At 65.3% G+C, this 26455-nt stretch carries 20 protein-coding genes; 15 read left to right on the top strand and 5 right to left on the bottom strand.

Going from position 1 to position 26455, the window contains the following annotated elements; genetic code table 11:
- The first annotated feature begins 20 nt into the window (after positions 1-20).
- From leuB to purF, 13 genes are all read left to right on the top strand, one after another.
- On the top strand, positions 21-1088 hold the full coding sequence (gene leuB, locus HV711_RS23210; protein ID WP_035479010.1) for a 3-isopropylmalate dehydrogenase: 1068 nt from the start codon (positions 21-23) through the stop codon (positions 1086-1088).
- 420 nt (positions 1089-1508) lie between these two features.
- Positions 1509-2630 (top strand): aspartate-semialdehyde dehydrogenase, encoded by a 1122-nt coding sequence (asd, locus tag HV711_RS23205; RefSeq protein WP_035479009.1) that lies wholly within the window; start codon positions 1509-1511, stop codon positions 2628-2630.
- A 140-nt stretch (positions 2631-2770) separates the two neighbouring features.
- Positions 2771-5188, top strand: a complete 2418-nt coding sequence (locus HV711_RS23200) for a FimV C-terminal domain-containing protein (RefSeq protein WP_035479007.1) — start codon at positions 2771-2773, stop codon at positions 5186-5188.
- On the top strand, positions 5185-5997 hold the full coding sequence (gene truA, locus HV711_RS23195) for a tRNA pseudouridine(38-40) synthase TruA (RefSeq protein ID WP_035479005.1): 813 nt from the start codon (positions 5185-5187) through the stop codon (positions 5995-5997). Before HV711_RS23200 ends, truA begins: the two co-directional genes overlap by 4 nt.
- Positions 5994-6722 carry a phosphoribosylanthranilate isomerase gene (locus HV711_RS23190; protein WP_014972746.1) on the top strand — a complete coding sequence of 243 codons (729 nt, stop codon included), beginning with the start codon at positions 5994-5996 and terminating at the stop codon, positions 6720-6722. The genes truA and HV711_RS23190 overlap by 4 nt, the downstream gene beginning before the upstream one ends.
- Before the next feature lie 54 nt (positions 6723-6776).
- On the top strand, positions 6777-7970 hold the full coding sequence (gene trpB, locus HV711_RS23185; RefSeq protein WP_014972747.1) for a tryptophan synthase subunit beta: 1194 nt from the start codon (positions 6777-6779) through the stop codon (positions 7968-7970).
- 11 nt (positions 7971-7981) lie between these two features.
- The gene (locus tag HV711_RS23180) at positions 7982-8893 is read left to right on the top strand and encodes a DNA-methyltransferase (RefSeq protein WP_028362157.1); all 912 of its coding nucleotides are present in this window, start codon (positions 7982-7984) and stop codon (positions 8891-8893) included.
- 96 nt (positions 8894-8989) lie between these two features.
- The gene (gene trpA, locus HV711_RS23175) at positions 8990-9802 is read left to right on the top strand and encodes a tryptophan synthase subunit alpha (RefSeq protein WP_035479000.1); all 813 of its coding nucleotides are present in this window, start codon (positions 8990-8992) and stop codon (positions 9800-9802) included.
- Positions 9803-9881: 79 nt separating this feature from the next.
- Complete coding sequence (accD, locus tag HV711_RS23170; RefSeq protein ID WP_013591385.1) at positions 9882-10754, top strand: acetyl-CoA carboxylase, carboxyltransferase subunit beta; 873 nt, start codon at positions 9882-9884, stop codon at positions 10752-10754.
- A 279-nt stretch (positions 10755-11033) separates the two neighbouring features.
- Positions 11034-12344 carry a bifunctional tetrahydrofolate synthase/dihydrofolate synthase gene (gene folC, locus HV711_RS23165; RefSeq protein WP_028362155.1) on the top strand — a complete coding sequence of 437 codons (1311 nt, stop codon included), beginning with the start codon at positions 11034-11036 and terminating at the stop codon, positions 12342-12344.
- 29 nt (positions 12345-12373) lie between these two features.
- Positions 12374-13336: an SPOR domain-containing protein gene (locus HV711_RS23160; protein ID WP_028362154.1), complete on the top strand. Its 963-nt coding sequence runs from the start codon at positions 12374-12376 to the stop codon at positions 13334-13336.
- 8 nt (positions 13337-13344) lie between these two features.
- Positions 13345-13839: a CvpA family protein gene (locus tag HV711_RS23155; RefSeq protein WP_013342048.1), complete on the top strand. Its 495-nt coding sequence runs from the start codon at positions 13345-13347 to the stop codon at positions 13837-13839.
- Positions 13840-13986: 147 nt separating this feature from the next.
- Positions 13987-15537, top strand: a complete 1551-nt coding sequence (purF, locus tag HV711_RS23150) for an amidophosphoribosyltransferase (RefSeq protein WP_035478997.1) — start codon at positions 13987-13989, stop codon at positions 15535-15537.
- A gap of 231 nt (positions 15538-15768) precedes the next feature.
- Here purF and HV711_RS23145 read toward each other — a convergent pair whose 3' ends face one another.
- The gene (locus HV711_RS23145) at positions 15769-16548 is read right to left on the bottom strand and encodes an AraC family transcriptional regulator (protein ID WP_035478996.1); all 780 of its coding nucleotides are present in this window, start codon (positions 16546-16548) and stop codon (positions 15769-15771) included.
- A gap of 40 nt (positions 16549-16588) precedes the next feature.
- Entirely contained in the window at positions 16589-16930 is a 342-nt protein-coding gene (locus HV711_RS23140) for an FKBP-type peptidyl-prolyl cis-trans isomerase (RefSeq protein ID WP_006047612.1), read from the bottom strand.
- 184 nt (positions 16931-17114) lie between these two features.
- Between HV711_RS23140 and HV711_RS23135 the strand changes: the two genes are divergently transcribed.
- Together HV711_RS23135 and HV711_RS23130 are read left to right on the top strand one after the other, a co-directional pair.
- Positions 17115-17918 carry a sensor histidine kinase gene (locus HV711_RS23135; RefSeq protein ID WP_013591391.1) on the top strand — a complete coding sequence of 268 codons (804 nt, stop codon included), beginning with the start codon at positions 17115-17117 and terminating at the stop codon, positions 17916-17918.
- A 120-nt stretch (positions 17919-18038) separates the two neighbouring features.
- Entirely contained in the window at positions 18039-19382 is a 1344-nt protein-coding gene (locus HV711_RS23130) for a hemolysin family protein (protein ID WP_028362152.1), read from the top strand.
- A gap of 81 nt (positions 19383-19463) precedes the next feature.
- On the opposite strand, the gene treY is transcribed toward HV711_RS23130, so the two are convergent.
- From treY to treZ, 3 genes are read right to left on the bottom strand one after another with little or no spacing between them, the layout of a single operon-like run.
- Positions 19464-22319, bottom strand: coding sequence for a malto-oligosyltrehalose synthase (treY, locus tag HV711_RS23125; protein WP_035478993.1), 2856 nt, complete (start codon positions 22317-22319; stop codon positions 19464-19466).
- Positions 22316-24517, bottom strand: coding sequence for a 4-alpha-glucanotransferase (gene malQ, locus HV711_RS23120; protein ID WP_035478992.1), 2202 nt, complete (start codon positions 24515-24517; stop codon positions 22316-22318). The genes treY and malQ overlap by 4 nt, the downstream gene beginning before the upstream one ends.
- A complete protein-coding gene (treZ, locus tag HV711_RS23115) occupies positions 24514-26448 on the bottom strand; it encodes a malto-oligosyltrehalose trehalohydrolase (protein WP_013591395.1) in 1935 nt (644 codons plus the stop codon). Before treZ ends, malQ begins: the two co-directional genes overlap by 4 nt.
- Between the last annotated feature and the right edge of the window lie 7 nt (positions 26449-26455).

The raw sequence follows: 26455 nt of genomic DNA, 5'->3' as shown, positions 1-26455 counted from the left end.
AAAATCATTAAGGAATTCGCATGAAGATCGCAGTGTTGCCGGGCGACGGCATCGGTCCCGAAATCGTCAAGGAGGCCGTCAAGGTCCTGAACGTACTCGGCGAAAAGTTCGAACTTGAAGAAGCGCCGGTCGGCGGCGCGGGCTACGAGGCAAAGGGTCACCCGCTGCCCGATTCGACGCTCGCGCTCGCGAAGGAAGCCGACGCGATCCTGTTCGGCGCCGTCGGCGACTGGAAGTACGACAAGCTCGAGCGCGCGCTGCGCCCGGAGCAGGCCATTCTCGGCCTGCGCAAGCATCTGCAGCTGTTCGCGAACTTCCGCCCGGCCATCTGCTATCCGCAACTGACCGGCGCTTCGTCGCTGAAAGAAGAGATCGTGTCGGGCCTCGACATTCTGATCGTGCGCGAACTGAACGGCGACATCTACTTCGGCGCGCCGCGCGGCGTGCGTGAAGCGCCGGACGGGTTGTTCGCCGGCTCGAAGGAAGGCTTCGACACCATGCGTTATTCGGAGCCCGAAGTGCGCCGCATCGCGCACGTCGCGTTTCAGGCGGCGCAAAAGCGCGGCAAGAAGCTGACTTCCGTGGATAAAGCCAACGTGCTCGAAACGTCGCAGTTCTGGAAAGACGTGATGATCGACGTCTCGAAAGAATACGCGGATGTCGAGCTGTCGCACATGTATGTCGACAACGCCGCCATGCAGCTCGTGAAGGCGCCCAAGTCGTTCGACGTGATCGTGACCGGCAACATGTTCGGCGACATTCTCTCCGACGAAGCCGCCATGCTCACGGGCTCCATCGGCATGCTGCCGTCCGCGTCGCTCGACAAGAACAACAAGGGCTTGTACGAGCCGTCGCACGGTTCAGCGCCGGACATCGCCGGCAAGGGCGTGGCGAATCCGCTCGCCACGATTCTGTCGGCCGCCATGATGCTGCGCTATTCGCTGAACAAGGCGGAGCAGGCGGACCGCATCGAAAGCGCGGTGAAAAAGGTGCTCGAACAGGGCTACCGCACCGGCGACATTCTGACGCCCGGCTGCAAGCAGGTCGGCACGGTCGCCATGGGCGACGCCGTCGTCGCTGCACTGTAAAGGCGGCTCCAAGGCGGCGCCAAGGCGGCTCGCGCGCGGCTGTGGGAAACCGCGCGCGGCGCTGCGGCATTTAAGGCAGCGCTGATTGGGTCGTTAAAACGATCTTTAATACGCGAATCGGCTCGCAAATGCCGATTCGCAGGCAATACGGACGGCAGCGGCAGACAACGACGTCGCCGGATTCCGGTTTTCGTGTATATTGTAGCGATGGCACAAATGGCTCAAATCCCCACGATTTCGAAACTGCACGGCAAAACGGCCCGTGTGGTTGAGCTCGCCATTACCACCCAAGCGCTGATTAAAACGATTACCCCGAAAACGATCACGAAACGCTGATCGTCCGTCGTGCCCGCTCATCTTCCCCGCGCGGTCACTGCGGGCAAAGATGCGGGGAAGTTTCCATTCGAAGGGTATGAAGTCATGAACGTAGGTCTCGTAGGTTGGCGCGGCATGGTCGGCAGCGTCCTGATGCAGCGTATGCGGCAGGAAGGCGATTTCGACTTGATCGAACCGGTGTTTTTCAGCACCAGCAACGCGGGCGGCAACGCGCCGTCGTTCGCCAAAAACGAGACCAAGCTCAAAGATGCGACAAGCATCGAAGACCTGAAGAAGTGCGAAGCCATCATTTCCTGCCAGGGCGGCGACTACACGAACGAAGTGTTCCCGAAGCTGCGCGCGGCGGGCTGGAACGGCTACTGGATCGACGCGGCTTCGTCGCTGCGCATGAAGGATGACGCGGTCATCATTCTCGATCCGGTCAACCTCGACGTGATCAAGAACGCGCTGGTCAAGGGGCAGAAGAATTTCATCGGCGGCAATTGCACGGTCAGCCTCATGCTGATGGCGCTGGGCGGCCTGTTCCGCGAAAACCTGGTCGAGTGGATGACGGCCATGACGTATCAGGCCGCGTCAGGCGCGGGCGCGCAGAACATGCGCGAACTGCTCTCGCAAATGGGCACGCTGCACGGTGCAGTGAAGAACGAACTCACCGACCCCGCTTCGGCGATTCTCGATATCGACCGCCGCGTGCTCGAAGCCATGAACAGCGACAGCATGCCCACGGACAACTTCGGCGTGCCGCTCGCCGGCTCGCTGATTCCGTGGATCGACAAGGACCTCGGCAACGGCATGTCGAAGGAAGAGTGGAAGGGCGGCGCCGAAACCAACAAGATTCTCGGCAAGCCGGCCATGGGCACGCCGGGTTCTATTCCCGTGGACGGCCTCTGCGTGCGGATCGGCGCCATGCGCTGCCACTCACAGGCGCTCACCATCAAGCTGACCAAGGACGTGCCGCTCGACGAAGTGAACAGCATCCTCGCTTCGGGCAATGACTGGGTCAAGGTGGTGCCGAACGAGCGTGAAGCGTCGATGCGCGATCTGTCGCCGGCAGTGGTCACCGGCACGCTGACGGTGCCGGTCGGCCGCACCCGCAAGCTGGCCATGGGCGGCGAATATCTGTCGGCGTTCACGGTCGGCGACCAGCTGCTGTGGGGCGCAGCCGAGCCGCTGCGCCGCATGCTTCGCATTGTGCTCGACAAGTAAAGTAAACTACGCGCTCACGACGCGTAGAAAACTCAAGAAGCGTCGCGCTTGCGCGGCGCTTTTTTCATTTGTGTGCTCCGATTATCTTGTCTCTTTATAACCGCAAAAAAGGGCCGCGCGCTGACGCGCCAGGAGTCCCGATGAATTTTCGACTCTCTTCCCTTCGGGCCGTGTTTGGGCGCCCACGTACCGGACGCCTCGCGGCCGCCGCTGCTTTGGCGTGGATGCTGACGAGCGTGGGCCTGGGCGGCGCATGGGCCGCGCCCGCCGAGGCCGCAAGTGCGCCCGACGGCGCCGCTGCTTCTGCCCCGTCTGCGTCTTACGCGTCCGGCGGGCAATATACGGTCAAGCCGGGGCAGTCGCTGAACGACGTGGCGATTGCCGTCACGCAATCGCACGACCGGGCCACGCTGGCTCGCGCGGCGCGCGCGTTGTTCGACGCGAACCCGAACGCGTTCATGGGCCATGATCCGAGCCGGATGCGCCTCGGTGCCCAGCTCACCGTGCCGCCGCTCGACGCGTCGGGCGCGGTGGCTGTGTCGGCGGGCGCTTCGGCGCCGGCGGCTGTCAGCGGGTCGTCGGCGAATGCTTCGGTTGCGGCTTCCGCGAGCGGCACCGCGCAAGGCAACGCGGCGGCGAGTGCCACAGGGGCGGAAACATCCGCGACGCAAGCTGCGGCGCCCGCCGCGCCTGCGCCTCAAGCTACCGCTAGCGCGGCGACGGACGCCGGTTCGGCTGTCGCCGGCGGCGCGGTGTCGTCGGTACCTGCCGCGGGTTCGCAGGCGGCGTCCGCCGCGAGCGGCACGCATGTGTGGGCCGGATCAGTCCAGCCGTCGGCAAGCGAGGCTGCCGCGACCGGCGCCTCGCAGCCGCGCACGCAGGTGTCGAGCTTGCAGCAACTGCTCGCGCTCAAGAATCGCGTGCTGATGGAATTGCAGAAACACGGTATCGGGGGGGCGCCGGCGGCGCGGGTCGCTCCGTCGGCGAGCGGCGTGCAACCGGCGGCGGGCGCATCCGCTGCGGCTGTCGTGCCGGGTCACGCGGGCGCCGCTCTTTCCACATCGAACGAAACCGGCCTTTCGCAGACGAACCTGGCGGTGGGCGCGGCAATCGGCGCCGCGCTGGTGGTGCTGCTGACCGCCTTGCGGCTCGGCCGGCGCAAGCGCGAGCGGCTGGCAAAGGCGCAGGAAGCGGCGGCTTCCGCGAACGCAGCGGCGGGTGGAGAGGTCGCGCCGGCGTCGGAGAACGCAGCGGCGGGTCGAGAAGTCGGACCGGCATCGGTGAGCGCAGCGGCGGATGAAGAAGTCGGGCCGGCGGCTTTCGTCGCTGCTCGCGGCGACACGGCTAACCGCGACGAACGCGAGGCAGATCTCAGCGCCGCCGCCGTGCAGCAAGCGGCCACGGCAGCTGCTGCAGAGCGCGAAGCGGCTGAAGGCGACGCCGCCGCTCGCGAAATGTCGGAGCGGCTTGCTGCGGAACGCGAGGCGGAAATCCGTACGGCGACCGCTCGCGAGAACGAGGCGCGCGAAGCGGCAGAGCAGGGCGCCGTGGAGCGCGAAGCCGCAGAACGCGCGGCACCGCTGGAGCCGTCATCGGAACATGCCGCTCAAGAGCCGTCGCACGAGGCAGCCGACGGCTTCGCCGCGGGGCACCCGGCCGAGCTGGCGGAGCCGCTGAGGGCTTTCGCCGTGTCCGATACGGAGCCGGCCGCAGAGCCGCACGCGCCGGAGCATCCCACGGCCTTCGAGCAAAACGACGCAGCGCCCGAAGAACTCCGCGACAACCTGCATAACGCGACGACAACCGCGAGCCTCGAGGCCGCCGCCGAGCTGGGTGCCGACGCCTTGCCGCGGGCGCCGCTGGAGCCATTGAACGACGCGTGGGAGCCCGAGCCGCTTTCGCATCGTCTGGAATGGGACGACGAACCGTTGCCGCCGGAGCCGATGGAACCGACCATCCCGCAAGGCCCGGCCACGACTGCACCAGTCGCTGACGACGAGTTCGGCGCGCCGGCGCATGAGGAGTCGCGCCCGGCTGCGTCGACGGAATTCCCGCGCGACGCTGTGGATGCATTCGGCAGCCTGGATATGCCCTTGCCGCCGCGACTCGGAGCAACGGCCGGCGACACCGTGGGTACGCCGCAATCGCTGAGCAGCCAGCCGGTGGCGTCGCCGGAAGCGACTGCACGGCGGGCCGTTCCGCCGCCGCCGGGCGCCGACGAAGCTCCGCATGCCGCCGACGAAATCGCGGCCGGCACTGCCGGCCGTGGCGCTGTGGCCGGCCTGGGTGCCGGCAGTCTGGGCACCGCAGGCTTCGGCGCGCTGAAGCTGGACTTCGATCTGGAACTGCCACCAGGGCCGACAGAGCCGCTGCCCGTATTCACGCCGGCGGATCTGGCCCGCATCGCCCGAAACAAGCTGGATCTTGCCGCCGAGTACATCGAGCTGGGCGATCTGGCCGGCGCGCGCACACTGATCAACGAAGTGATCGAAGCCAACGATCCGGCCACGCGCAACGACGCCCGCGCGCTGCTCTCGACGCTCGCTCCGTTGTCGTGAAGCGGATTGCGCTAGGCGTTCAGTACGACGGGTCGGCGTTCTGCGGGTGGCAGTCGCAGCCGCACGGCAACACGGTTCAGGACGAGCTCGAGCGGGCCCTGCGCGAATTTGCGCAGACGCCGGTGCCGACCGTCGTCGCGGGTCGGACGGATACGGGTGTGCACGGCCTCGGCCAGGTCGTGCATTTCGACACGGAGCTGGAGCGGGCCGACATCTCATGGGTGCGCGGCACGAATTCGTTTTTGCCGAAAACCGTCTCCGTCCAATGGGCGAAGCCGATGCCCGAAGCGTTCCACGCGCGGTTTTCGGCCTTCGAGCGCACTTATTACTATGTGCTGTACGTGCATCCGGTGCGTTCGCCGATGCTCGCGGCGCGCGCCGGCTGGGTGCACGCGCCGCTGGATATCGACGCGATGCGGGAAGCTGCGGTGCATTTAATCGGCGAACACGACTTTTCGGCGTTTCGCTCGTCGCAATGCCAAGCGAAAACGCCGGTCAAGCATCTGTATCAGATCGACATTCAACAGCAGGGCGACTTCGTCCACTTCCGTTTCCGGGCCAACGCATTCCTGCACCACATGGTGCGCAATGTGATGGGATGTCTGGTGTACATCGGCAAGGGACGCCGCCCGGTGCAGTGGATGGCGGAAGTGCTCGAAGGCCGCGACCGCGAATGGGCCGCGCCGACGTTCATGCCGGACGGCTTGTATCTCGCGCAGGTGGGCTATCCTGAGCACTTTGCTGTGCCCGCGCCGCAGACCGGCAGTGTGCCGTGGAGCACCCTATGGAACGAGCAGAGCCAGACATGAGTTCGACTGACAACTTCGTCACTGAAAAATCCGCATCAACCGTGGCCGCCGGCGGCGACTTGCAGGCGGCGCCGCGGCGCACGCGGATCAAACTGTGCGGCCTGTCGAAACCGGCCGACGTGGAGCACGCCATCGGCCTCGGCGCCGACGCCATCGGCCTTGTGTTCTATCCGCCGAGCCCGCGCTCGGTGAGCATCGCACAGGCCGTGGAACTGGTGCAGGATGTGCCGCCGTTCGTGTCGGTGGTCGGTTTGTTCGTGAATCCCTCGCCGGACTGGGTGCGCGAAGTGGTCAGCAACGTCGGGCTTTCGCTGTTGCAGTTTCACGGCGACGAGACGGCGGACCAGTGCGAATCGCTCGCCGGCATTGCGGGTTTGCCTTGGTTGCGCGCGCTGCGCGTGGCGGCGGATACTCAATCGGCCGATTTGGTAAAATCGGCTCTCAACTATTCAGGCGCCAATGGCTTTCTATTCGACACGCATGTCGAAGGCTATGGCGGCGGCGGGAAGGTTTTCGATTGGTCACTTATTCCAGCAGAGCTCGCGCGTCGGGCCGTTTTGAGTGGTGGGTTGAACGCGCAAAACGTCAGTGATGCGATCCATCGCGTGCGCCCGTACGCGGTCGATGTCTCGAGCGGCATCGAAGTGCCGGGCGCCAAGGGCGTGAAAGATCACGCCCGGATGGCGGCGTTCGTACGCGCGGTGCGCGCGGCGGACGCCGGATGATTCCGCGGCGCGGCGCTCCATGAGCGCGCCGCGCGCCACGAAAGAGTGATCCACATGTATAACTTGCCTGACGAAAGAGGCCATTTCGGCCAGTTTGGCGGCGTGTTCGTCGCTGAAACGCTGGTTCACGCACTCGACGAGCTGCGTGCCGCCTACGAAAAATTCTCTAAAGATGCCGGGTTTATCGCCGAGTACGAGCGCGAACTGAAGTACTTCGTCGGCCGGCCTTCGCCGATTTACCACGCTCAGCGCTGGAGTGAACTGCTCGGCGGCGCGCAGATTTTTCTGAAGCGCGAAGACTTGAACCACACCGGCGCGCACAAGATCAATAACGTGATCGGCCAGGCGCTGCTCGCCAAGCGCATGGGCAAGCCGCGCGTCATCGCGGAAACGGGCGCCGGGCAGCACGGCGTGGCCACGGCCACCATCGCGGCGCGCTTCGGCATGGAATGCGTGGTCTACATGGGCGCCGAAGACGTGCGCCGCCAGGCTGCCAACGTCTACCGGATGAAGCTGCTCGGCGCCACGGTCGTGCCGGTTGAATCCGGCTCGCGCACGCTGAAAGACGCGCTGAACGAGGCCATGCGCGATTGGGTGACCAACGTCGAAAACACTTTCTACATTATCGGGACCGTGGCTGGGCCGCATCCGTATCCGATGATGGTGCGCGACTTCCAGCGCGTAATCGGCGATGAATGCAAGGTGCAGATGCCTGAGCTAATCGGACGACAGCCGGACGCGGTGATTGCGTGCGTGGGCGGCGGATCCAATGCGATGGGTATCTTTTATCCGTACATCGACGATAGTTCGGTGCAGTTGATCGGCGTGGAAGCGGCCGGCGACGGCATCGAGTCGGGGCGCCACGCGGCGTCGCTGATCGGCGGCAGCCCGGGTGTGCTGCACGGCAACCGCACGTACCTGCTGCAGGACGAGAACGGCCAGATCATCGAGACGCATTCGGTGTCGGCGGGCCTCGACTATCCCGGCGTCGGGCCCGAGCACGCGTGGCTAAAAGAGAGCAACCGCGCGCAATACGTCGGCATCACCGACGAAGAGGCGCTCAAGGCGTTCCACGACTGCTGCCGCATCGAGGGCATCATTCCCGCGCTGGAGTCGAGCCACGCGCTCGCGTACGCGACGAAGCTCGCGCCCACGCTCGGGAAGGACAAGCACTTGCTGGTGAACCTGTCCGGCCGCGGCGACAAGGACATGCATACGGTCGCCGAGCGATCGGGCATTCAGTTCTGAGCGCCGCCGAGATGCGCGACGAGTTCGACGAGCCCCAGCCGGCGGCGAGTGAGTTGACGCCGGCCGGCGAGCTTCTGGCGCCCGAGGCGCCTGCGCTGCTGCTGCCGCAGGTGCCCGCGGGCATCCAGTTGTTGAACCGCGATTTTCTGACCGATGTAGCGAATATTCCCGACGGGTCGATCGACCTCATCCTATGCGACCCGCCGTATGGGCTCGGCAAGGATTACGGGAACGACTCCGATATGCGCACGGGCGACGATTTCCTCGCCTGGACGCGTGGCTGGCTGGAGCTTGCCATTCCGAAGCTCAAGCCGTCGGGCTCGCTTTATATCTTCTGCACGTGGCAGTACGCGCCGGAAATCTTCAGTTTTCTGAAGACCCGGCTCCTCATGATCAACGAGATCATCTGGGACCGGCGCGTGCCGAGCATGGGTGGAACCACGCGCCGGTTCACCTCGGTGCACGATAACATCGGCTTTTTCGCGGTGTCGAAAGATTATTACTTCGACCTGGATCCCGTCCGCATCCCGTATGATGCCGCCACGAAGAAGGCGCGTTCGCGTAAATTGTTCGAAGGGAGCAAGTGGCTGGAGCTTGGCTATAATCCGAAGGACGTCTGGTCTGTGTCGAGGCTGCACCGGCAACATGCCGAACGCGTCGATCATCCTACGCAAAAGCCTTTGGAGATTGTCGAGCGAATGGTGCTGGCCAGTTGTCCGAAGGGCGGCCGCGTGCTCGACCCTTTCATGGGCAGCGGCACCACCGCAGTCGCTTGCGCCCGGCAACAGCGGGAATTCGTCGGCTATGAGATCAATGAAAGTTACTGCGCGATAGCGCGGGAACGCGTCAGCGCCGCAGTCTCCGCGCCTGTCAAACGCCGGCCGGTCAAGGTCAAAGCGCCCGGGCAGGCCGAAGTGCAGTGACCGGGTGCGAAACCGCGTGCCTAACCGCGTGTGATACCGAAGCAATAAAGTGACCCGCGAAGCGCCGAGCGCAGTAGCTCAATCGAGAACAACTCCATGTCCCGTATCAAAAACACGTTTGCTGCGTTGTCCGAGCAGGGCAAAAAAGGCCTGATTCCTTTCATGACGGCCGGCGACCCGGACCCGGCGCGTACCGTCGAATTCATGCACGCGCTCGCCGCTGGCGGCGCGGACGTCATCGAACTCGGCGTGCCGTTTTCGGACCCCATGGCCGACGGCCCCGTAATCCAGCAGTCGTCGGAACGCGCATTGGCGCACGGCGTGTCCTTGCGTCACGTGCTCGCCGACGTCAAGCGGTTCCGCGAAACCAACCAAACCACGCCGGTCGTGCTGATGGGCTACGCCAATCCGATCGAGCGCATGGGCGCCGAAGCCTTTGCCGAGGCGGCGAGGGAAGCGGGCGTCGACGGCGTGCTGGTGGTGGACTATCCGCCGGAAGAATGCGCTAACTTCGCGGAAAAGATGCGTTCCGCCGGGATCGATCCGATCTTTCTGCTGGCACCCACGTCGACCGACGAGCGTATTGCAGAAGTCGGCAAGATCGCGAGCGGTTACGTCTACTACGTGTCGCTAAAAGGTGTGACCGGCGCGGCAAATCTGGACGTTTCCAGCATCGCGAGTAAAATCCCGGCCATCAAGTCGCGCGTGCCCTTGCCGGTCGGCGTCGGTTTTGGCATTCGTGACGCGGAAACGGCGCGTCTCGTGGCCGAAGTTTCCGACGCGGTGGTGATCGGCAGCCGTATCGTGCAATTGCTCGAGCAGGCGGCCCCCGACACCGCCGCCGAGACGCTGAGGCGTTTCGTCGCCGAGGTGCGCGAGGCGCTCGATAGCGTCGCGACTGCCCGATAACAGTCATTTTGTCGTCTGTCGTGCGAGCGGCGGGTTCGTCCCGCCGTTTGTGCAACCGTTGACCCGAGAAGGATTTCCTATGAGCTGGCTCGATAAGCTGCTGCCGCCAAAAATCAAACAAACCGACCCGAAGAGCCGCAAGGGGATTCCGGAAGGCCTGTGGATCAAGTGCCCGTCGTGCGAGGCCGTGCTGTATCGCAACGACGTGGAGGCGAATCTGCATGTGTGCCCGAAGTGCGATCACCATATGCGCATCGGCGCGCGGGAGCGGCTGGACAGCCTGCTGGATCCGGAAGGCCGTTACGAAATCGGCCAGGAAATCGTCCCGGTCGACGCGCTCAAGTTCAAGGACAGCCGCAAGTATCCGGACCGCCTGAAAGAGGCGATGGACGACACCGACGAAACCGACGCCATGGTCGTCATGGGCGGCGCGATCCACACGCTGCCGGTCGTGGTGGCCTGTTTCGAGTTCTCGTTCATGGGCGGCTCGATGGGCTCGGTGGTCGGCGAGCGCTTTGCCCGCGGCGCGCAAAACGCGCTCGAGCAGAAAGTGCCGTTTATCTGCTTCACCGCTTCGGGCGGCGCGCGGATGCAGGAAAGCCTGCTCTCGCTGATGCAAATGGCGAAGACCACGGCGATGCTCACCAGGCTGTCCGAGGCCAAGCTGCCGTTCATCTCCGTGCTGACCGACCCGACCATGGGCGGCGTGTCGGCGAGCTTCGCGTTCCTCGGCGACGTCGTGATCGCTGAACCCAAGGCGCTGATTGGCTTTGCCGGCCCGCGCGTGATCGAACAGACCGTGCGCGAGAAGCTGCCGGAAGGCTTCCAGCGCGCCGAATTCCTGCTGACGAAGGGCGCGATCGACATGATCGTGGACCGCCGCAAGCTGCGCGAGGAACTTGCTCAATTGATGGCGTTGCTGAGCCACCAGCCGGCGGACGCCGTCGCCTGAGTCGTCTAGCCGCCCAAGCCGCCAAAGCCGCCATCGCGCCCGGCATTGCGCCGCGCCGGGCATCGTGCAGAGCGGCGCGCCCCGCCGGCGCGCGGCCAGCGCTGGGTCTTGGCGCCCACCGCCGCCCACGTCAAAAAAATCCCCACAAATCAGCGCGCCGCATGAGCAATCAAGCGGCGCGCCGTCATTTCCGGGATAATCACGGTCTCACATAGTGCGCGAGGCGTCATCCCGCGCATGTTTGCCATACCGCTCAATGATTGACTCGCGATTCATCCGATGACCACATTCCCCACCCTCGACGCGTGGCTCACGCATCTCGAATCCGCGCATCCGGTCGGCATCGACATGGGTCTCGCGCGTATCAGCCAGGTGCGCGACGCAATGCAGCTGTCGTTTGCGTGCCCGGTCATCACCGTGGGCGGGACGAACGGCAAGGGTTCGACGTGCGCGATTCTCGAGTCGATCCTGCTGCGCGCCGGGTTCACCGTGGGTTGTCATACTTCGCCGCATCTGCTGGCGTTCAATGAGCGCGCGCGGATCAACGGCCAGATGGCAACCGACGCCGAACTGCTGCCGCACTTCGAGAAAGTCGAGGCCGCGCGATTGAGCCTCGCCCAGCCGGTCTCGCTGACTTATTTTGAATTTACGACGCTCGCGATCATGAGCCTCTTCGCGTCGCGCGGACTGGACGCCGTGATTTTCGAAGTCGGCCTGGGCGGGCGCCTCGACGCGGTGAACATTCTCGACACCGACTGCGCGATCATCACCAGCATCGACATCGATCACACCGAATATCTCGGCGATACGCGCGAGAAAATCGCGCTGGAGAAGGCCGGCATTTTCCGCGCCGGCAAGCCCGCCATCTGCGCGGACCCGGTGCCGCCGCAGACGCTGATCGACTATGCGGAGCAGATCGGCGCCGAATTGTGGCTGTTCGGCCGCGATTTCCGCTACGAAGGCCAGGCCGGCAGCGAGCGCCAGCAGTGGAGCTACGTCGGCCCGACGCTGCGGCGCTCGGCACTCGCCTACCCGGCGTTGCGCGGCGCGAATCAATTGATCAACACGTCGGCTGCTCTCGCCGGTCTGGAAGCGTTGCGCGACCGTTTGCCGGTGTCGGCGCAGGATATCCGGCTCGGCCTCGCCAATGTCGAATTGCCGGGCCGCTTCCAGGTGCTGCCGGGCAAGCCGGCGGTCGTGCTGGACGTCGGTCACAATCCGCACGCGGCGGCCGTGCTCGGCCAGAACCTCGGCAATATGGGTTTTTTCCCCTACACCTACGGCGTGTTCGGAATGATGGGCGACAAGGACATTGCCGGCGTGCTCCAGCATCTGAAGGGCGAAATCGATCACTGGTGCGTGACCGATCTGCCGACGCCGCGCGCGGCATCGGCGGAACAGCTCGAAGCCGCGTTGCGCGAGCAGGGCGTGGAAGACAGTACCGACAGCAGCGTGACGCGCTATGCGACGCCGGCCGAGGCGTACCAAGATGCGCTAAAACGGGCGTCAGAGAATGATAGAATTGTGGTTTTCGGCAGTTTCTATACGGTAGCGGGCGTTATGGCCTACCGTAAATCGCAGCAACACTGAACGGGCGCCACGCTCGAACCAAGCGATTCATGGGAATTTTCTCGTTCGGCAAGAAAGACGACGCGCCCAGCCGGCGCGGCGCAAACACCAGTTCCACCCGGGCCGCCCGTAGCGAGCGCGTGGAGCGGCGGACCCGCCGCACGGAGCGCACCGTCGACGCCGATGCGATGCTGCTCGACCCTACGTTGCCGGAAAAACAGCGCGCGCGGCGCCGGCTGGTCGGGGCGATCGCCATGGTCGTGGCCGCGGTGGTCGTGCTGCCCATGGTGCTCGACTCGCACCCGAAGCCCGTTACCGACGACATTTCCATCGACATTCCGAGCCGCCCCGCGCCCAGGCTGACGAAGCACGAGGTCGACACGCAGGCGGGCGTCGCGCCGGATAATCCCGCGCCCGACGCCGCGCTCGCAGCTTCCAGTCTCGCGCCTGCCAGGATGGGCGCGCAGGCGCAGTCCGGCGCCGTGAGCGGCGCTATCCAGCAGGACCGGCAGGACGCTAAGCAGCAAGCCCAGGCCAACACGAATTCGACGGCCGCCGCGAAGCCCGCTGGCAAACCGCAACCGCCGGCCGTGGCCGCCAACGCCTCACCCACGCCCACGCCCGCCACGCCGGCGGCCCCGGCGGTGGCAGCCAAGCCCGCGAATAAACCGGCCGCCCACAGCAATGCAACGGCCGCAGCGCCGTCTGCGGACGAAACCAGCGTTGCCGCGAGCGCTGACGCCAATTCGGGCACGCCCGCGTCGCCGCCGGGCAGCCGTTTTGCCGTGCAATTGGGCGCTTTCGCCAACGAAGCGAATGCACGTAATTGGGCCAGCAAGTTGAAAGCGGCCGGTGTGCCCGCATATATCGAACATCGGAAGCAGGCTGACGGCACGACGCTCACGCTATTGCGCGCCGGACCGTTCGCGGATCGCGCGGCGGCGAGCGCCGCGATCGCGAAGGTTCGCGGAGCGGGCCTCGCGTCGGGCACGACGAGCGGCGCGGCGCAGTAAAGCGAGCGATGTTCACGGCCTTCGACTACGCTGTAATGGCGGTGATCGGTTTGTCGGCCTTGCGCGGCACATGGCGCGGGTTTTTGTCCGAAGTGTTCGGGCTGATCGGTTGGATCGCGGCGTTTTTCATTGCTTGCCGCTTCGTCGGTTATGTCGTGCCGTATATCCCGTCCACGTGGCCGGGCGGCGCGCTGACCCAGTGGCTGCTGGCTTTCGCGCTGGTGGCGATCGGCGTGGTGCTGGTCGCGAGCGTGCTGAACGCGCTGCTGTCGCGCATCGTGCAGGCCACGGGCCTGAGCGGCGTGGACCGCTCGCTCGGTTTGATGTTCGGCCTCGTGCGAGGGGTCGTTCTGGTGCTGATTCTGGTCGCCCTTGCAGGCCTGACTGAACTGCCCCAACAGGAATTCTGGCGCAACGCCTTGCTGCGGCCCTATGCGGTGGAAGGCGTGCACGTAATGAAACCGCTGCTTCCGGAGACGCTTGCTGCCTACGTCCGCGTGTGACGATCAGGTGAGCGGCCAAGGAACGCGGCACGACTCCGGCGTAATCCGGTTGCCCTGGCATCATGTCGCGAACCGTCGCGTCATATCGCGCGCAGTTCGCGAGGCACCGGCCGCTCTGACGAATTTCGTACCTTTGAAGGACATGCCATGTGCGGCATCGTAGGCGTAGTTTCCCATTCTCCGGTCAACCAGCTGATCTATGACAGCCTGCTGCTTCTGCAGCACCGCGGTCAGGACGCCGCCGGCATCGCGACAGCGAACGGCAGCAATTTCCACATGCACAAGGCCAACGGCATGGTGCGCGACGTGTTCCGCACGCGCAACATGCGCAGCCTGCCGGGCAATAGCGGCATCGGCCAGGTGCGCTACCCGACGGCCGGCTCGGCGTCGAGCGAGGAAGAAGCGCAGCCGTTCTACGTGAACGCGCCGTTCGGCATCATCCTCGCGCACAACGGCAATCTGACCAACTGGCAGCAGTTGAAAGATGAGATGTTCCGCATCGACCGCCGCCACATCAACACCAATTCCGACACGGAAGTGATGCTCAACGTGCTCGCGCACGAATTGCAGCTGTCGAGCTCGGGTTTGCAGCTCGATCCGGCGGCGCTTTTCAAGGCGGTGTCAGGCGTGCATCGCCGGGTGCGGGGTTCGTATGCGATCGTCTCGCTGATCGCCGGCTACGGCCTGCTCGGTTTCCGCGACCCGTTCGGCATCCGGCCGCTGTGCCTCGGCAAGCTTGAAACGCCGGAAGGCGTCGAGTGGATGCTGGCGTCGGAATCGGTGGCGATCGAAGGTATCGGTTTTGAGTTCGTGCGTGACGTGGCGCCGGGCGAGGCGGTGTTCATCGACCTGGACGGCAACGTGCATTCGCAGCAATGCGCGGCCAATCCGAGCCTGAACCCGTGCATTTTCGAACTCGTGTATCTCGCGCGTCCGGACTCGGTGCTCGACGGCGTGCCCGTCTACAACGTGCGTTTGCGCATGGGCGATTATCTCGCCGAGAAGATCAAGCGCGAGTTGCCGGACGTCGCAATCGACGTCGTCATGCCGATTCCCGATTCGTCGCGCCCGGCCGCGATGCAGGTCGCGAAGAAGCTGGGCGTGGAGTATCGCGAAGGCTTCTTCAAGAACCGTTATGTCGGCCGGACGTTCATCATGCCGGGCCAGGCGGTGCGCAAGAAGTCGGTGCGCCAGAAGCTGAACGCCATGGGCATCGAGTTCAAGGGCAAGAACGTGCTGATCGTCGACGACTCGATCGTGCGCGGCACCACGTCGCATGAAATCGTGCAGATGGCGCGCGACGCCGGCGCGAACAAGGTGATCTTCGCGTCCGCCGCGCCGCCGGTGAAGTTTCCGAACGTCTACGGTATCGACATGCCCACGCGCGGCGAGCTGGTCGCTCACGGCCGCTCGGACGAGGAAGTGGCGCGCATGATCGGCGCGGACCATCTCGTGTATCAGGACGTCGAGGCGCTCAAGCAGGCCGTGCGCGACATCAACCCGGCGTTGAAGGATTTTGAGGCGTCGTGCTTCGACGGCAACTACGTGACCGGCGACGTGACGACGGAATACCTGGACCGCATCGAAACCGCGCGTCTCGCGCCGTCCTCGCAATCGGATCGCGATGCCGCGAGCGAAGCCATCGACGGCGGCGGCCCGGCGCGCTCGCAACTGCACCTGCAATTGTCGGTAGGCTGACGTCGTCAGGCCTCGTACGTAAGGCCGGCAGCATCAAGCCCGCTTGTCTCGGCGCGAAAGCGTCGACGCAGTACGGGCTTTTTTGTTGCCATCGTTTTATGCGTGGGTTAAGCGGGAGCCGGCGCGGGCCTTGAGGGTCTGACGTGTCTCACATAAACGTCGCGCTACGGGATCATCGCGTGCCCAGCCCATCACAGGCTCACTACGCCCGCTTGCCGGCGCACACCCTCATCAATGCCGCAGGCTGCGCCACTGGCCCGGTGCGAGCCCGAAGCGGCGCGTGAACGCATGCGTATAGGCGCTTTGGTCGCCAAAGCCGATGTCGAGCGCGATATCCGCCAGCGAATGCCGTGGATCGGCGAGCAGCGCGAGCGACGTATCGAGCCGCAGCCGCTGCAGATAGCGATGCGGCGTTTCGCCGAATGCTTCGATAAAAAGTTGATGGAAGCGCCGCACGCCGAAGCCGCAATGCGCGGCAAGGTCGGCGATACGCAGCGGCTCCGACAGATGCGCGCGCAACCAGCGGTCGATGCGCGCGAAGTCGAGCCCCGCGGCGGCTTCGGCGCCTCGGCTGCCCATGCCTGTGCTCGCGACTAACGCCGCGCCAAGGCGGGCCGCCGCGTCCCAATGAAAACGACGAATGTGGAGATTGTCCGCGGGCGCGCCCTGCGCGGCGTGCGACGCAATGCGCTGGACAAGCTCGGTGAACGCGGCATCCACAGTAACAGTGCGCGCCCGGTCGAACAGGCGTTCCGGCACGGCGAGCGTGGCCGCAGGCAAGTCCAGCACCAACTGCCGGTTCTCGCCGACCCCCGCGTAATCGTGCCGCGCGCCCGCAGGAATGAGCCACGCGGAACGCGCGTCGATTTGTTGCGCGACGCCGTCCACGGCCATGACCATGGCGCCGTCGAGACCGAGCACGACCTGGTGAAAATCGTGCACGTCCGACGCCTCGACCGCGCCGAAGCGGCGCAGCGAAACGCTAGGTGCGGTCACGGCGGCGTGCGTCATCGGAAAAGCGGAGCGAGAGCCAGACGAACAGCGAAAAGCCTTAAACGTCGAGCAATTCGACTTCGAACACGAGCGTCGCATTCGGCGGAATCACGCCGCCCGCGCCGCGCACGCCGTAGCCGAGTTGCGGCGGAATGGTCAGCTTGCGCGTGCCGCCGACCTTCATGCCTTGCACGCCTTCGTCCCAGCCCTTGATGACCATGCCGCCGCCCAGCACGAACGCGAACGGGTCGTTGCGGTCCTTGCTCGAGTCGAACTTCTGACCGTCGGTCAGCCAGCCGGTGTAATGCACGCTGACGGTCTTGCCAGCAACCGCTTCCGCGCCCGTGCCTTCAACAATGTCTTCGTACTTCAAGCCGGATTCGGTAGTTACAGTCGACATGTGTCGCTCCTCAGTTCATAAACGTAAAACCGACATTGTAGGCGCGTTGGAGCATGGCAATCGAAGAACGCGGCGTGGCACGCGGATTGCGTTCCGGATTGGCCATCTGGCCAGGCTGGTGGCGCCCGGTGGCATGCCTATAATGGGATTTCCCAATCATCATGCATTGCCTGAGAGGTCGATCGTGACAACGTCTTCAACCGGAACAGCTGGGGCACAACCGGTGACTTCGGGGTTCGCCGTCTCTGAACGCACCGCGCATCTGCGGGCCGAATCCGCGCTTTTCATGCGCGACCACGTGCTTTCTCTGGTGTCGCACGACCTGCGCGGCCCGTTGAACGCGATTCATAGCTGGGCCTATGTGCTGGAGCGCAAGCTCGACCCCAACGATCCCAACTCGCAGCGCGCGATCGTCGGCATTCGCAACGGCGTCGATCAACAGGTCAAGCTGCTGGAGACGATCGTCGACGCCACACGCGCCGAAACCCGATCGCTCGCGCTCGACTATGCGCCGTTCCCGCTGCATCCGCTGCTCGACGAAACAGCCGAAGAAGTGCGCTCGGGACTCGCGCGCGTGCGCGGCGTCGAACTCACGCTCAACTCGCAGCTTGCCACCGAGCAACTGAACGGCGATCGCGAGCGGCTTGCGGCGGCACTGTGGGTGATGCTGACTTTTGCCGTCGAATCCAGCGCACAAGGCGCGGCGGTCACGCTCGAATCGCGTGCGGACGCAACCAGCTGGCACGCCGCGGTCACCTATGAGGCGAGCACCGCCCTGGTCGACACCTCACTGCCGCATGTACTTGAAACGTTCGCGCGCAAGCAGGCTCGCGAGCCGCGCGAGGCGAATCGCATCGCGTGGGTTCTCGCGCTGTGCAAGCGGGTCGCGGAAGCGCATGGCGGCGGCTTCGAGCAACAGGACGCGGCGCAAAGCGCGCCGGCCACGCTCTCGCTGCGCGTTCCCTTAAGCGCCGCGGCAGCCCGATGAACGCCGACCGGCGCCGATGAGGGCCAATGAACACACGCGCGCCGCCTGCCGTTCGCCATTCACTTTTCAACAAGCTTTCACCCTCTATACTGACAACTTTTGTTGCCGGAGCCCGCCGCTTTGATCCAGGTTGTCGCCCTTATCGGTGCATTGCTTCTCGTCGCCCTGAACGGTTTCTTTGTTGCCGCCGAATTCGGCCTCGTCAAATTACGGCAGACGCGCGTGCAGAGTCTCGCCGAAAAGCACGGCATGCGCGGGCGCCTGCTTGCCAAGGTGCACGGCCGGCTCGACGCCTATCTGTCTGCGTGCCAGCTCGGCATCACGCTCGCGTCGCTCGGGCTCGGCTGGATCGGCGAACCCGCGTTTGCGGAACTGCTCACGCCGCTCTTCAGCCTGGCCGGCGTGCAATCGCAGCAGTTGATTCACGGCATTTCGCTGTTCTTCGCGTTCTCGTGTATTTCGTTTCTGCATATCGTGGTCGGCGAACTCGCGCCGAAGTCGCTTGCCATTCGCGAAGCGGAGAAGGTCTCGCTGTGGGCCGCCACGCCGCTGTACGGCTTTTATTGGGCGATGTATCCGGCTATCTGGCTGCTCAACACGAGCGCGAACGCAGTGCTGAAGCTTGCGGGCCTGAACTCGGAGCATGCGCACGACTCGCACTATTCAACCGACGAACTCAAGCTCATTTTGCGCAGCCGCCGGACCAACGTGGCGTCGGAGCGCGGCGCGCCGGAAGACGCGTATAGCCAGGACGAGTGGAACACCATCGCTCATTCGCTGGATTTTTCGCGGATGACGGTGTCGGATCTGATGCGCCCAGCGTATGAACTGATCGGCTTGCGGCTCGACCTGCCGTTGCGCGAAAACATGCACGTGGTCGCGCGGCATCGCTTCAGCCGTTATCCGCTTTTCGAGGATGCCTCCGGCGAGCGCGTGGCCGGCATGATCCACCTGAAAGATCTGCTGCTGGCGCGCCATGCCGGCAGCACGCTCGACGATCTCTCGCACTACGCGCGCCCCGTTCAGTACGTCAAACCGGAGATGCCGGCGCTCGAACTGTTTCGCCGCTTTCGCAAAGGCGCGCCGCATTTTGCGCTGGTCGGTCACAAGAACGCGAAGCCGATTGGTTTTCTCACGCTCGACAATCTGCTCGGCGCGCTCGTCGGCCAGATTCACGACGAATTCCGGCAGGGCGACGCCGACTGGACGCGCATGGACGACGGCACGTTGATGGGCAAGGGCAGCTTGCCGGTGGTGTCGCTCGAGCGCGCGCTCGGTATCGATATCGACGAAGGCAAGGCCGAGTCCGTGGGCGGCCTCGTGATTCAGGCGCTCAACGATTTACCCACCGAGGGGCAGCGTGTCGAGTTCGATCGCTTCGACGTGGTCGTGAAGAAGATGAAGGGGCCGCGCATCGTGCTTGTGCGCGTGTACCCCAAAGTTTTCGACGACGAAGGCGGTTAGCGCCTCGCAGCTGCAACACACTCGTCGCTCGCACGCAAAGCGGCAAGCAGGCAAACGAGGCAAGCGCACCATCATGCACCGTCAAGTGCGCGGCACGCCATCCTCGACCAGCACCGCGATCGGCATGGCGGCGAGCGCATCGCGCAAACAAAGCAGGCCGTTCTCGTCCACCTTCGGCGCGGCAGGGCTCAGCCAGTCGAACAGGGCACGCGCGGTCAGATCCGGCGGCATTTCGACTGCCGTGTCCTGCCATTTTCCCGGATCGACCATCGGCAAATCGCCTTCTTCGCCCAGCAGCCCGGCCGCGAGGCGGCTCGCCACGACCACCGCCCAGGCATTGCCATGCCGCCGCGCAAACGCGATCACGTTCGACGCCTGCGCGCCGCGCACCGTCAGCGGCAGATAAGTGCCCTGGCTCAGCAACTCTGGCAAATGCGCGCGCAGTGCGAGCACCCGCTGCACGACCGCGAGCTTCACGCGCCCGTCGCGCCACGTCGACAAAAATTCGGACGGCGGCGTTTGCGCGAGCCACGCGGCGCGCTGCTCGAAATCGACCGGCCTGCGATTGTCGGGATCGACGAGAGTGAAGTCCCACAACTCGGTGCCTTGGTAAAGATCGGGAATCCCAGGCGATGCGAGCCGCAACACTGTCTGCTGCAGACTGTTCAGCGCGCCCGCGCGCGAAATGCGTGCGACGAAAGCCGCCACCTCCTTCAGGAAACCGTCGCGTCGCTGCGGCGCGAGAATGTCGAACAGAAAGTCGCGGCAGCCGGCTTCGTAGGCTTCGTCGGGCGTGAACCAGTTGGTTTGCAGCTTCGCCTCGCGCAGCGCCTTCAACTGCCATTGCGCGACGCGTTCGGCCAATGCCTTGACGCCCGCCTCGTCGTCGGGCGCGAGGTCGGGCGGCCAGCAGCCGACCAGCGTCTGGTACAGCATGGCTTCCGCGGCCGGGCCGGGCGCCCAGTCGTAGCTCGTGTCCTGGCCCACGCTGCTGATCGGCGTGCCGTCGAGCGAACGGCGCTGCGGCGCGTTCAACGTCGACCATGCGCGCCACGTCGCGGTCCACTCGTGCGGCATTTCGCTCAGCACGGCGAGCCGCGCGCGCACGTCTTCACCGCGCTTGTGGTCGTGCGTCGCGGTGGTCAGCATGGCGTGAGGAAAGCGCTGCGCACGCTCGACGTTGCCCGCATGAAACGCTTCCACCGACAACGCAAACTCGCCCGGATCGGCGCCCACTTCGTTGCGCGACAGCAGACGGCCATAGCGATAGCAGGCGGTATCTTCGACGGCCTTCGCGGCGACCGGCGCGGTCAATTGCGAAAACAGCGTCTGCGCGGTGCGCCGCGCGGAGCCGGCGTGGTTCGGCGGCGCGCCGTTCTGCCCTGGCTGCGGCTGGGCGTGGCGTCCCGGCGGCGCGTCGTCCCCAACGCCGCCAAGCCACGTGTTCACGCGCTCCAGCACGCCGTGATCGGCGCGCGAAAGCGTGGCGCGCGCGCCGGCCAGCGCCTCTTCGAAGTACACGTTGTCCATGGCGCTGCGCAAGCCGTTTTGCGGATAGATGCGATACACCGGAAAATGCACGACGAGCTCCGTCAGCACGCGCCGCAAGCTGGTGAACGTGTAGTCGCGTGTGGCGAGCGAGTCGCGCGCGATGCGATGCAGCGCTCGCGCCGTGCGGTCCAGTTCCGCCGAAAGATTCTCCGCGACGATCTTGCGGCGCGCGGCCAGTGCTTCGTCCGCGAAATCGGGGCTGCGGCCCGTGAATTCGGTCCACGCCTGCGCAAGCGGTTCGGCGCCCGCGGGGTCGTGCAGCAGCGCGCCCACGTCGTTCATGAAGTCGTAGCCGGTCGTGCCGTCCACCGGCCAATCGTCGCGCAGCGGTTCGCCGCGCGCGAGAATTTTTTCGACGACCACATACGGCGTCGTCTCGCGCAATTCCGTCAGACGCTGCCGCAGCCGCTGACAGTACTCGCGCGGCTCGGCGAGGCCGTCGACGTGATCGATCCGCAGCCCGTCGATCACGCCTTCCTGATACAGACGGAACACGAGCGCATGCGTCGCCTCGAACACTTCGGGCCGCTCCGCGCGCACCGCGGCGAGCGTTGAGATGTCGAAGAAGCGCCGCCAGTTGACCTCGTCGGCTGCGGTGCGCCACCACGCGAGGCGGAAATGCTGGCGCTCCAACAAGCGATGCAGGCGGTCGCGCGTGAGCGGATCGTCGGGGGCATAGGTTTGCAGCGCGAATTGAATCGCCGACTCGCCGTTTTGCGCGACGAACTCGCGCAGCGCCTCGCGGCCTTCGGCGGCGCGCGGCTGGTCGGCGGGTTGCGTCGTGAGTCCGTGAAAGCGCTCGGCGAGCGCGCTCAGGTCGGCGCGGTCGGCGCTTTGCAGAATGGACGGATAGTCGACCGGGCAGACGGGAAACACATGCGGCCCGTAGCCGACATAAAAGCGCCCGCTGTCCGCGGCGAAATGCAACGCAATACGGCCCGACATGAGTTCGTCGCCGTAGGGCCCGCCGAGTGTCGGCAGCAGCACCTTACCGCGCAAGGCCGGGTCGGGCGAATGCCAGTCCACGTCGAAGTGGCGCGCATAGGCGCTATGGCGGCCCCATTCGAGAATATCGAGCCACCAGGCATTGCTCGAACCGCCGACGCCCATGTGGTTCGGCACCATGTCGACGATCAGGCCCATGCCGTGCCCATGCAACTTTTCGACGAGGCGCTTCAAGCCCGCCTCGCCGCCGCATTCCGGGTTGACCTGCGTGTAGTCGACGGTGTCGTAGCCGTGCGTCGAGCCCGGCTCGGCCGTCGTGATGGGCGATGCATACACATGGCTGATGCCGAGCGCGGCAAAGTAGTCGACGTGCTTTGCGGCGTCGTCGAAAGTGAAGCCCCGGTGAAACTGGAGCCGAAGGGTGGAGCGCGGGACGGTCATGGCGTATCAGGCTCCGAAGCAGGATTGGCGGGAGGCGTGGCAACGGTCGCGGCGCGCCGCGCGCGGTCAACCGCGAGCAGCCGGTCGCAAAAGGTGTCGTCAAGAAACATTTCGTCAATGGGCAGATTCATGCGGCGGCGCCAGTTCGGATGCTCGTCGATCGAGCCCGGCAGATTCGGCTGTTCGCTGTGCGCGAGCAGATCTTCGAGCGGAAACGTAACGAGCGGTCCCGGCGTGGCCGCGACAAAGGCAAGCGCTTCGTCGACGGGCGGGCTTTCGGGCGGCGGCGCGGGCACATCGGGCGCGGCTACGCCTGCTTGCTGGAACGCGCGCCACAGTTCGGCGCGGTCGCTCGCGCGCTCTTCCTGCGCGGCTTCTTCGGGATCGCGGCCGTCGGGGCGCGCCATGGTCTGCCCAATCCGGTTGCGCCACGCGATGTCGCTGCCGGCCCACCATCCGGCGACGGTCGGCAGATCGTGCGTGGTGGTCGTGCCGACCGCATTGCGGTCCCATGCCTGCGGCGGCTTGAACCCGCTGCCGTCCTCGTCGCGCTCGAACCACAGCACGCGGATGCCGGCAATGCCGTGCTCGTCGAGCCGCTCGCGAAAACCGGGCGGCACCGTGCCGAGATCCTCGCCGATCACAATCGCGCGATGCCGCCACGATTCGAGCGCGATGAGCCGCAGCAGGTCTTCGAGCGGATAGCGCAGATACGCGCCGTTGCGCGCGCTCTCGCCTTCCGGCACGAGCCACAGGCGCCGCAAACCGAGAATGTGATCGATGCGGATGCCGCCCGCGTGCGCGAACGCGGCGCGCAGCATGTCGATGAACGCCGAGAAGCCTTGCGTGCGCATCGCGCGCGGCGAGAAAGTGGTGAGCCCCCAGCTTTGTCCCGCCTGGTTGAAGAGGTCGGGCGGCGCGCCGACGGACACGCCTTGCAGCATGTCGTCGCGATAGGACCATGCGTGGCTGCCGGCGCTGTCGCAGCCCACCGCGAGATCGGCGATCAGGCCTACGGCCATGCCGGCCTCGCGCGCCGCATGCTGCGCGTGTGACAGACCCTTCGCGGCGAGCCATTGCAAAAAGAGGTGAAAGTCGACTTCATGGCGCTGCGCCTGCGCAAACGCCTCCACTTCCGGACTGCGCGGATCGCGCAACGCTTCGGGCCAGTCGCGCCAATGACCGTTGCCGCCCTTCGCGAGCTGCGCGGCCTGCAGCGCTTCGAAACGCGCATGGTCTTCGAGCGCTCGTCCGGCACGTTCGCAAAAACCGTGAAATTCCAACGCGCGCGGCGCGTCGTGCGCGCGTTCCTCTGTGCAGAAGTTTTCGAACAGCGCGCGCAAGAGTTTCAGCTTGAGCACGACGGCCTTGGGCCAGTCGATAAGCGGCAAGCCTTCGAGTTCGGTCCACGCGTCGGCGGCCCCGGTGGACTGCATCGCGGCGCGCAGCGTATCTTCGCCGAACACGGCTGCCGGGTCGATATGCGTGACGTTCAGCCACAAACGTGACGACGGTGAATACGGGCTGAAGCGGTTCGGCTCCGCGCTGAACATTGCGTGCGTCGGGCTGACGGCGAGCGCATGCGCGCCGCGCCTCGCGCTTTCCACCGCGATTCGCGCGAGTGCCGAATAGTCGCCGATGCCGCCGTCGCCCACGCGACGCAAGCCGTAGAGTTGCGCGGCCATGCCCCACAGCGGCGGTGCGTCGGCGCGTGCGTCGTCGTCATGCAGACTGCGCCATGCGTCGGCGACGGTGTAGCAGCGTGACGGCGCGACCGCGAGCGTCATGCGCTGCTCGTGAATCACGAGCGTGTGATAACCGGGTTCGTCGATGGGCGCGAGCAGCGCTTCTTCGCCTTTGGGCGCGGTAAAGCGCCCGTCGATGATCGAGCCGCTCTCCAGCTCGATCCGGTAGTGGCTGCCCGACCTGATCGCGGCGGCCGGCAAGGCAATGCCGCGGCCGACTTCGGCGGTCATCAGCGGCGGCAGTTTGCGGCCGGACAGTTCGGCCTCGAGCGCGGCCGCGCTTTGACGGATCTGCGTCGCGTTACCGCACGGCAGGCCCATCCGTTCGAGCAGCACGGCGAGCGTCTTCTCGGGCACGCGGTGCACCTTGTGATGCGCGTCTTCCCATTCCACCTCGAAGCCCGCGCGCGTCGCGAGGGTGGCGATCGTATCGCCGGAACGTCGGGTACTCACGAGCGGCGCTCCTCTTTGCCGACAATGCGCGCGTCGTGGCCGCTCGCGTAGTCGTTGATGTCACCCGTCAGCCATGCGACGAACGCGTTCGCCGGCAACACCTTCGCGTCGATCTGCTCGCGCACGCGCGGCGGCGTTTCGAAAATGACCTTGCCGGCCGGCACGTCGTTAAACGGCACGCTGTGCTTCGACAGATTGAGCGCGAGCGACAGCGTCTCGCCATCGCCCAGTGTCCAGCGCGCGATGAGCGCATGCGCGTCCGCGCCCGTGTCGTCGGTCAGTACCGTTGCGCCGAGCGCCTTGCCGTGCTTAAGACGCGGCGTAATCAGCTTTGCGCGTACCGTCAGCGCGGATTTATAGAAATGCATCCAGTCGAGGCGGTCTTTCGCCTCGCCGTCCTGCTCGTGAGCGGGCGCCGTCGGCGGCTCGGGCGGCTCGGGCGGCGACGATGCGGCAAACGTCTGCGCGTCGTTCGGATCGGGAATCTGCGCGCGACGTTTTTCGTCGCTGAACGACGAGAAGCGCGCGAACTCGCGGCGGCGTCCTTCGCGCACGGCGTCGGCAAGCTCGCCGGTGTAGTCGGTGAAGAACAGGAACGGCTGCGTGGAGCCGTACTCCTCGTCCATGAAGAGGAGCGGAATTTGCGGCGACAGCAGCAGCAAGCCGGTGGCCGCGCGCAAGGCATCGTCCGACGTCAGCTTGCGCAGACGCTCGCCGAACGCGCGGTTGCCGATCTGATCGTGGTTCTGCAGAAACATCACGAACGAGGTGGGCGGCAAATGGCCGCTCGGTTCGCCGCGCGGCGCGCCGTCGTGCAGCGGCGACGGATCCCCCTGATAGGCGAAACCGTCGGAGAGTACGCGAGCCAGACGGCGGATCGGCTCGTCTTCGTAGGCGTGGTAATAGCCTTCGGTTTCGCCCGTGAGCAGCACGTGCAGTGTGTTGTGCGCGTCGTCGTTCCATTGCGCGGTGAAGTGCTTCTCCAGCAGGCTCGCGCTGTTGTGCTCGTTTTCCAGCACCAGGTGCACATGGCGGCCATGCTGCACATTCGCGCGAATGTGGTCGGCGAGCTCGCGCAGCCATTCAGGATTGTCGATGGCGTGCACCGCGTCGAAACGCAGGCCGTCTATCCGGTATTCGTTGATCCAGTAGACCGCGTTGTCCATGAAGAAGTCGCTGACTTCACTGCGCTCGAAATCGATGGCCGGCCCCCACGGCGTATGCGTGCCTTCGCGGAAAAACGAGCGGGCGTATTCGTGCAAATAGTTGCCGTCCGGCCCAAAGTGGTTGTAGACCACGTCGAGAAACACCATCAGGCCGAGCCCGTGCGCGGCGTCGACCAGCGCTTTAAGTTCTTCGGGGCGGCCGTAAGCGGAGTCGGGCGCGTACGGCAGCACGCCGTCGTAGCCCCAGTTGTGCTTGCCGGGAAAATCGTTCAACGGCATCAGTTCGATCGCGGTCACGCCCAGCGCCGCCAGCGCCGGCAAGCGCTTTTGCACGCCTCGATAGCCGCCCATTGCGCCGACGTGCAGTTCATACAGCACCGTTTCTTCCCAAGGGCGCCCATGCCAGTCGGTGTGCTCCCAGCGGTAGGCGCGCGGGTCGATGACTTCGCTCGGGCCGTGCACATCTTGCGGCTGAAAGCGCGACGCCGGATCGGGCACCGCGTTGCCGTCGTCAAGGCGAAAGCGGTACAGCGTGCCCGCGCCGCTCTCGACGCTCGCCTCGAACCAGCCGTTGCCGGCGGGCGTCATTGCATGCGCGCCTTGTGCCGCGCCGTTTTCGATTTCGACCTGCACGCTTTGGCAGGACGGCGCCCAGAAACGAAACCGCGTGCGCGGATTCGCGCCTTGCGGGCCGAGCAATTGCGCGCCGAACGGCAGGCAATGCGCGTAGTGATGCGCGTGTGGATCGATTGGATGTTCGGACATGACTCTT

It is taken from the genome of Paraburkholderia phenoliruptrix (genome assembly GCF_902859825.1).
GTDB lineage: Bacteria > Pseudomonadota > Gammaproteobacteria > Burkholderiales > Burkholderiaceae > Paraburkholderia > Paraburkholderia phenoliruptrix.
The sequence above is the reverse complement of the archived record's forward strand: the minus strand, read 5'-3'. Positions and strand labels throughout refer to the sequence as shown.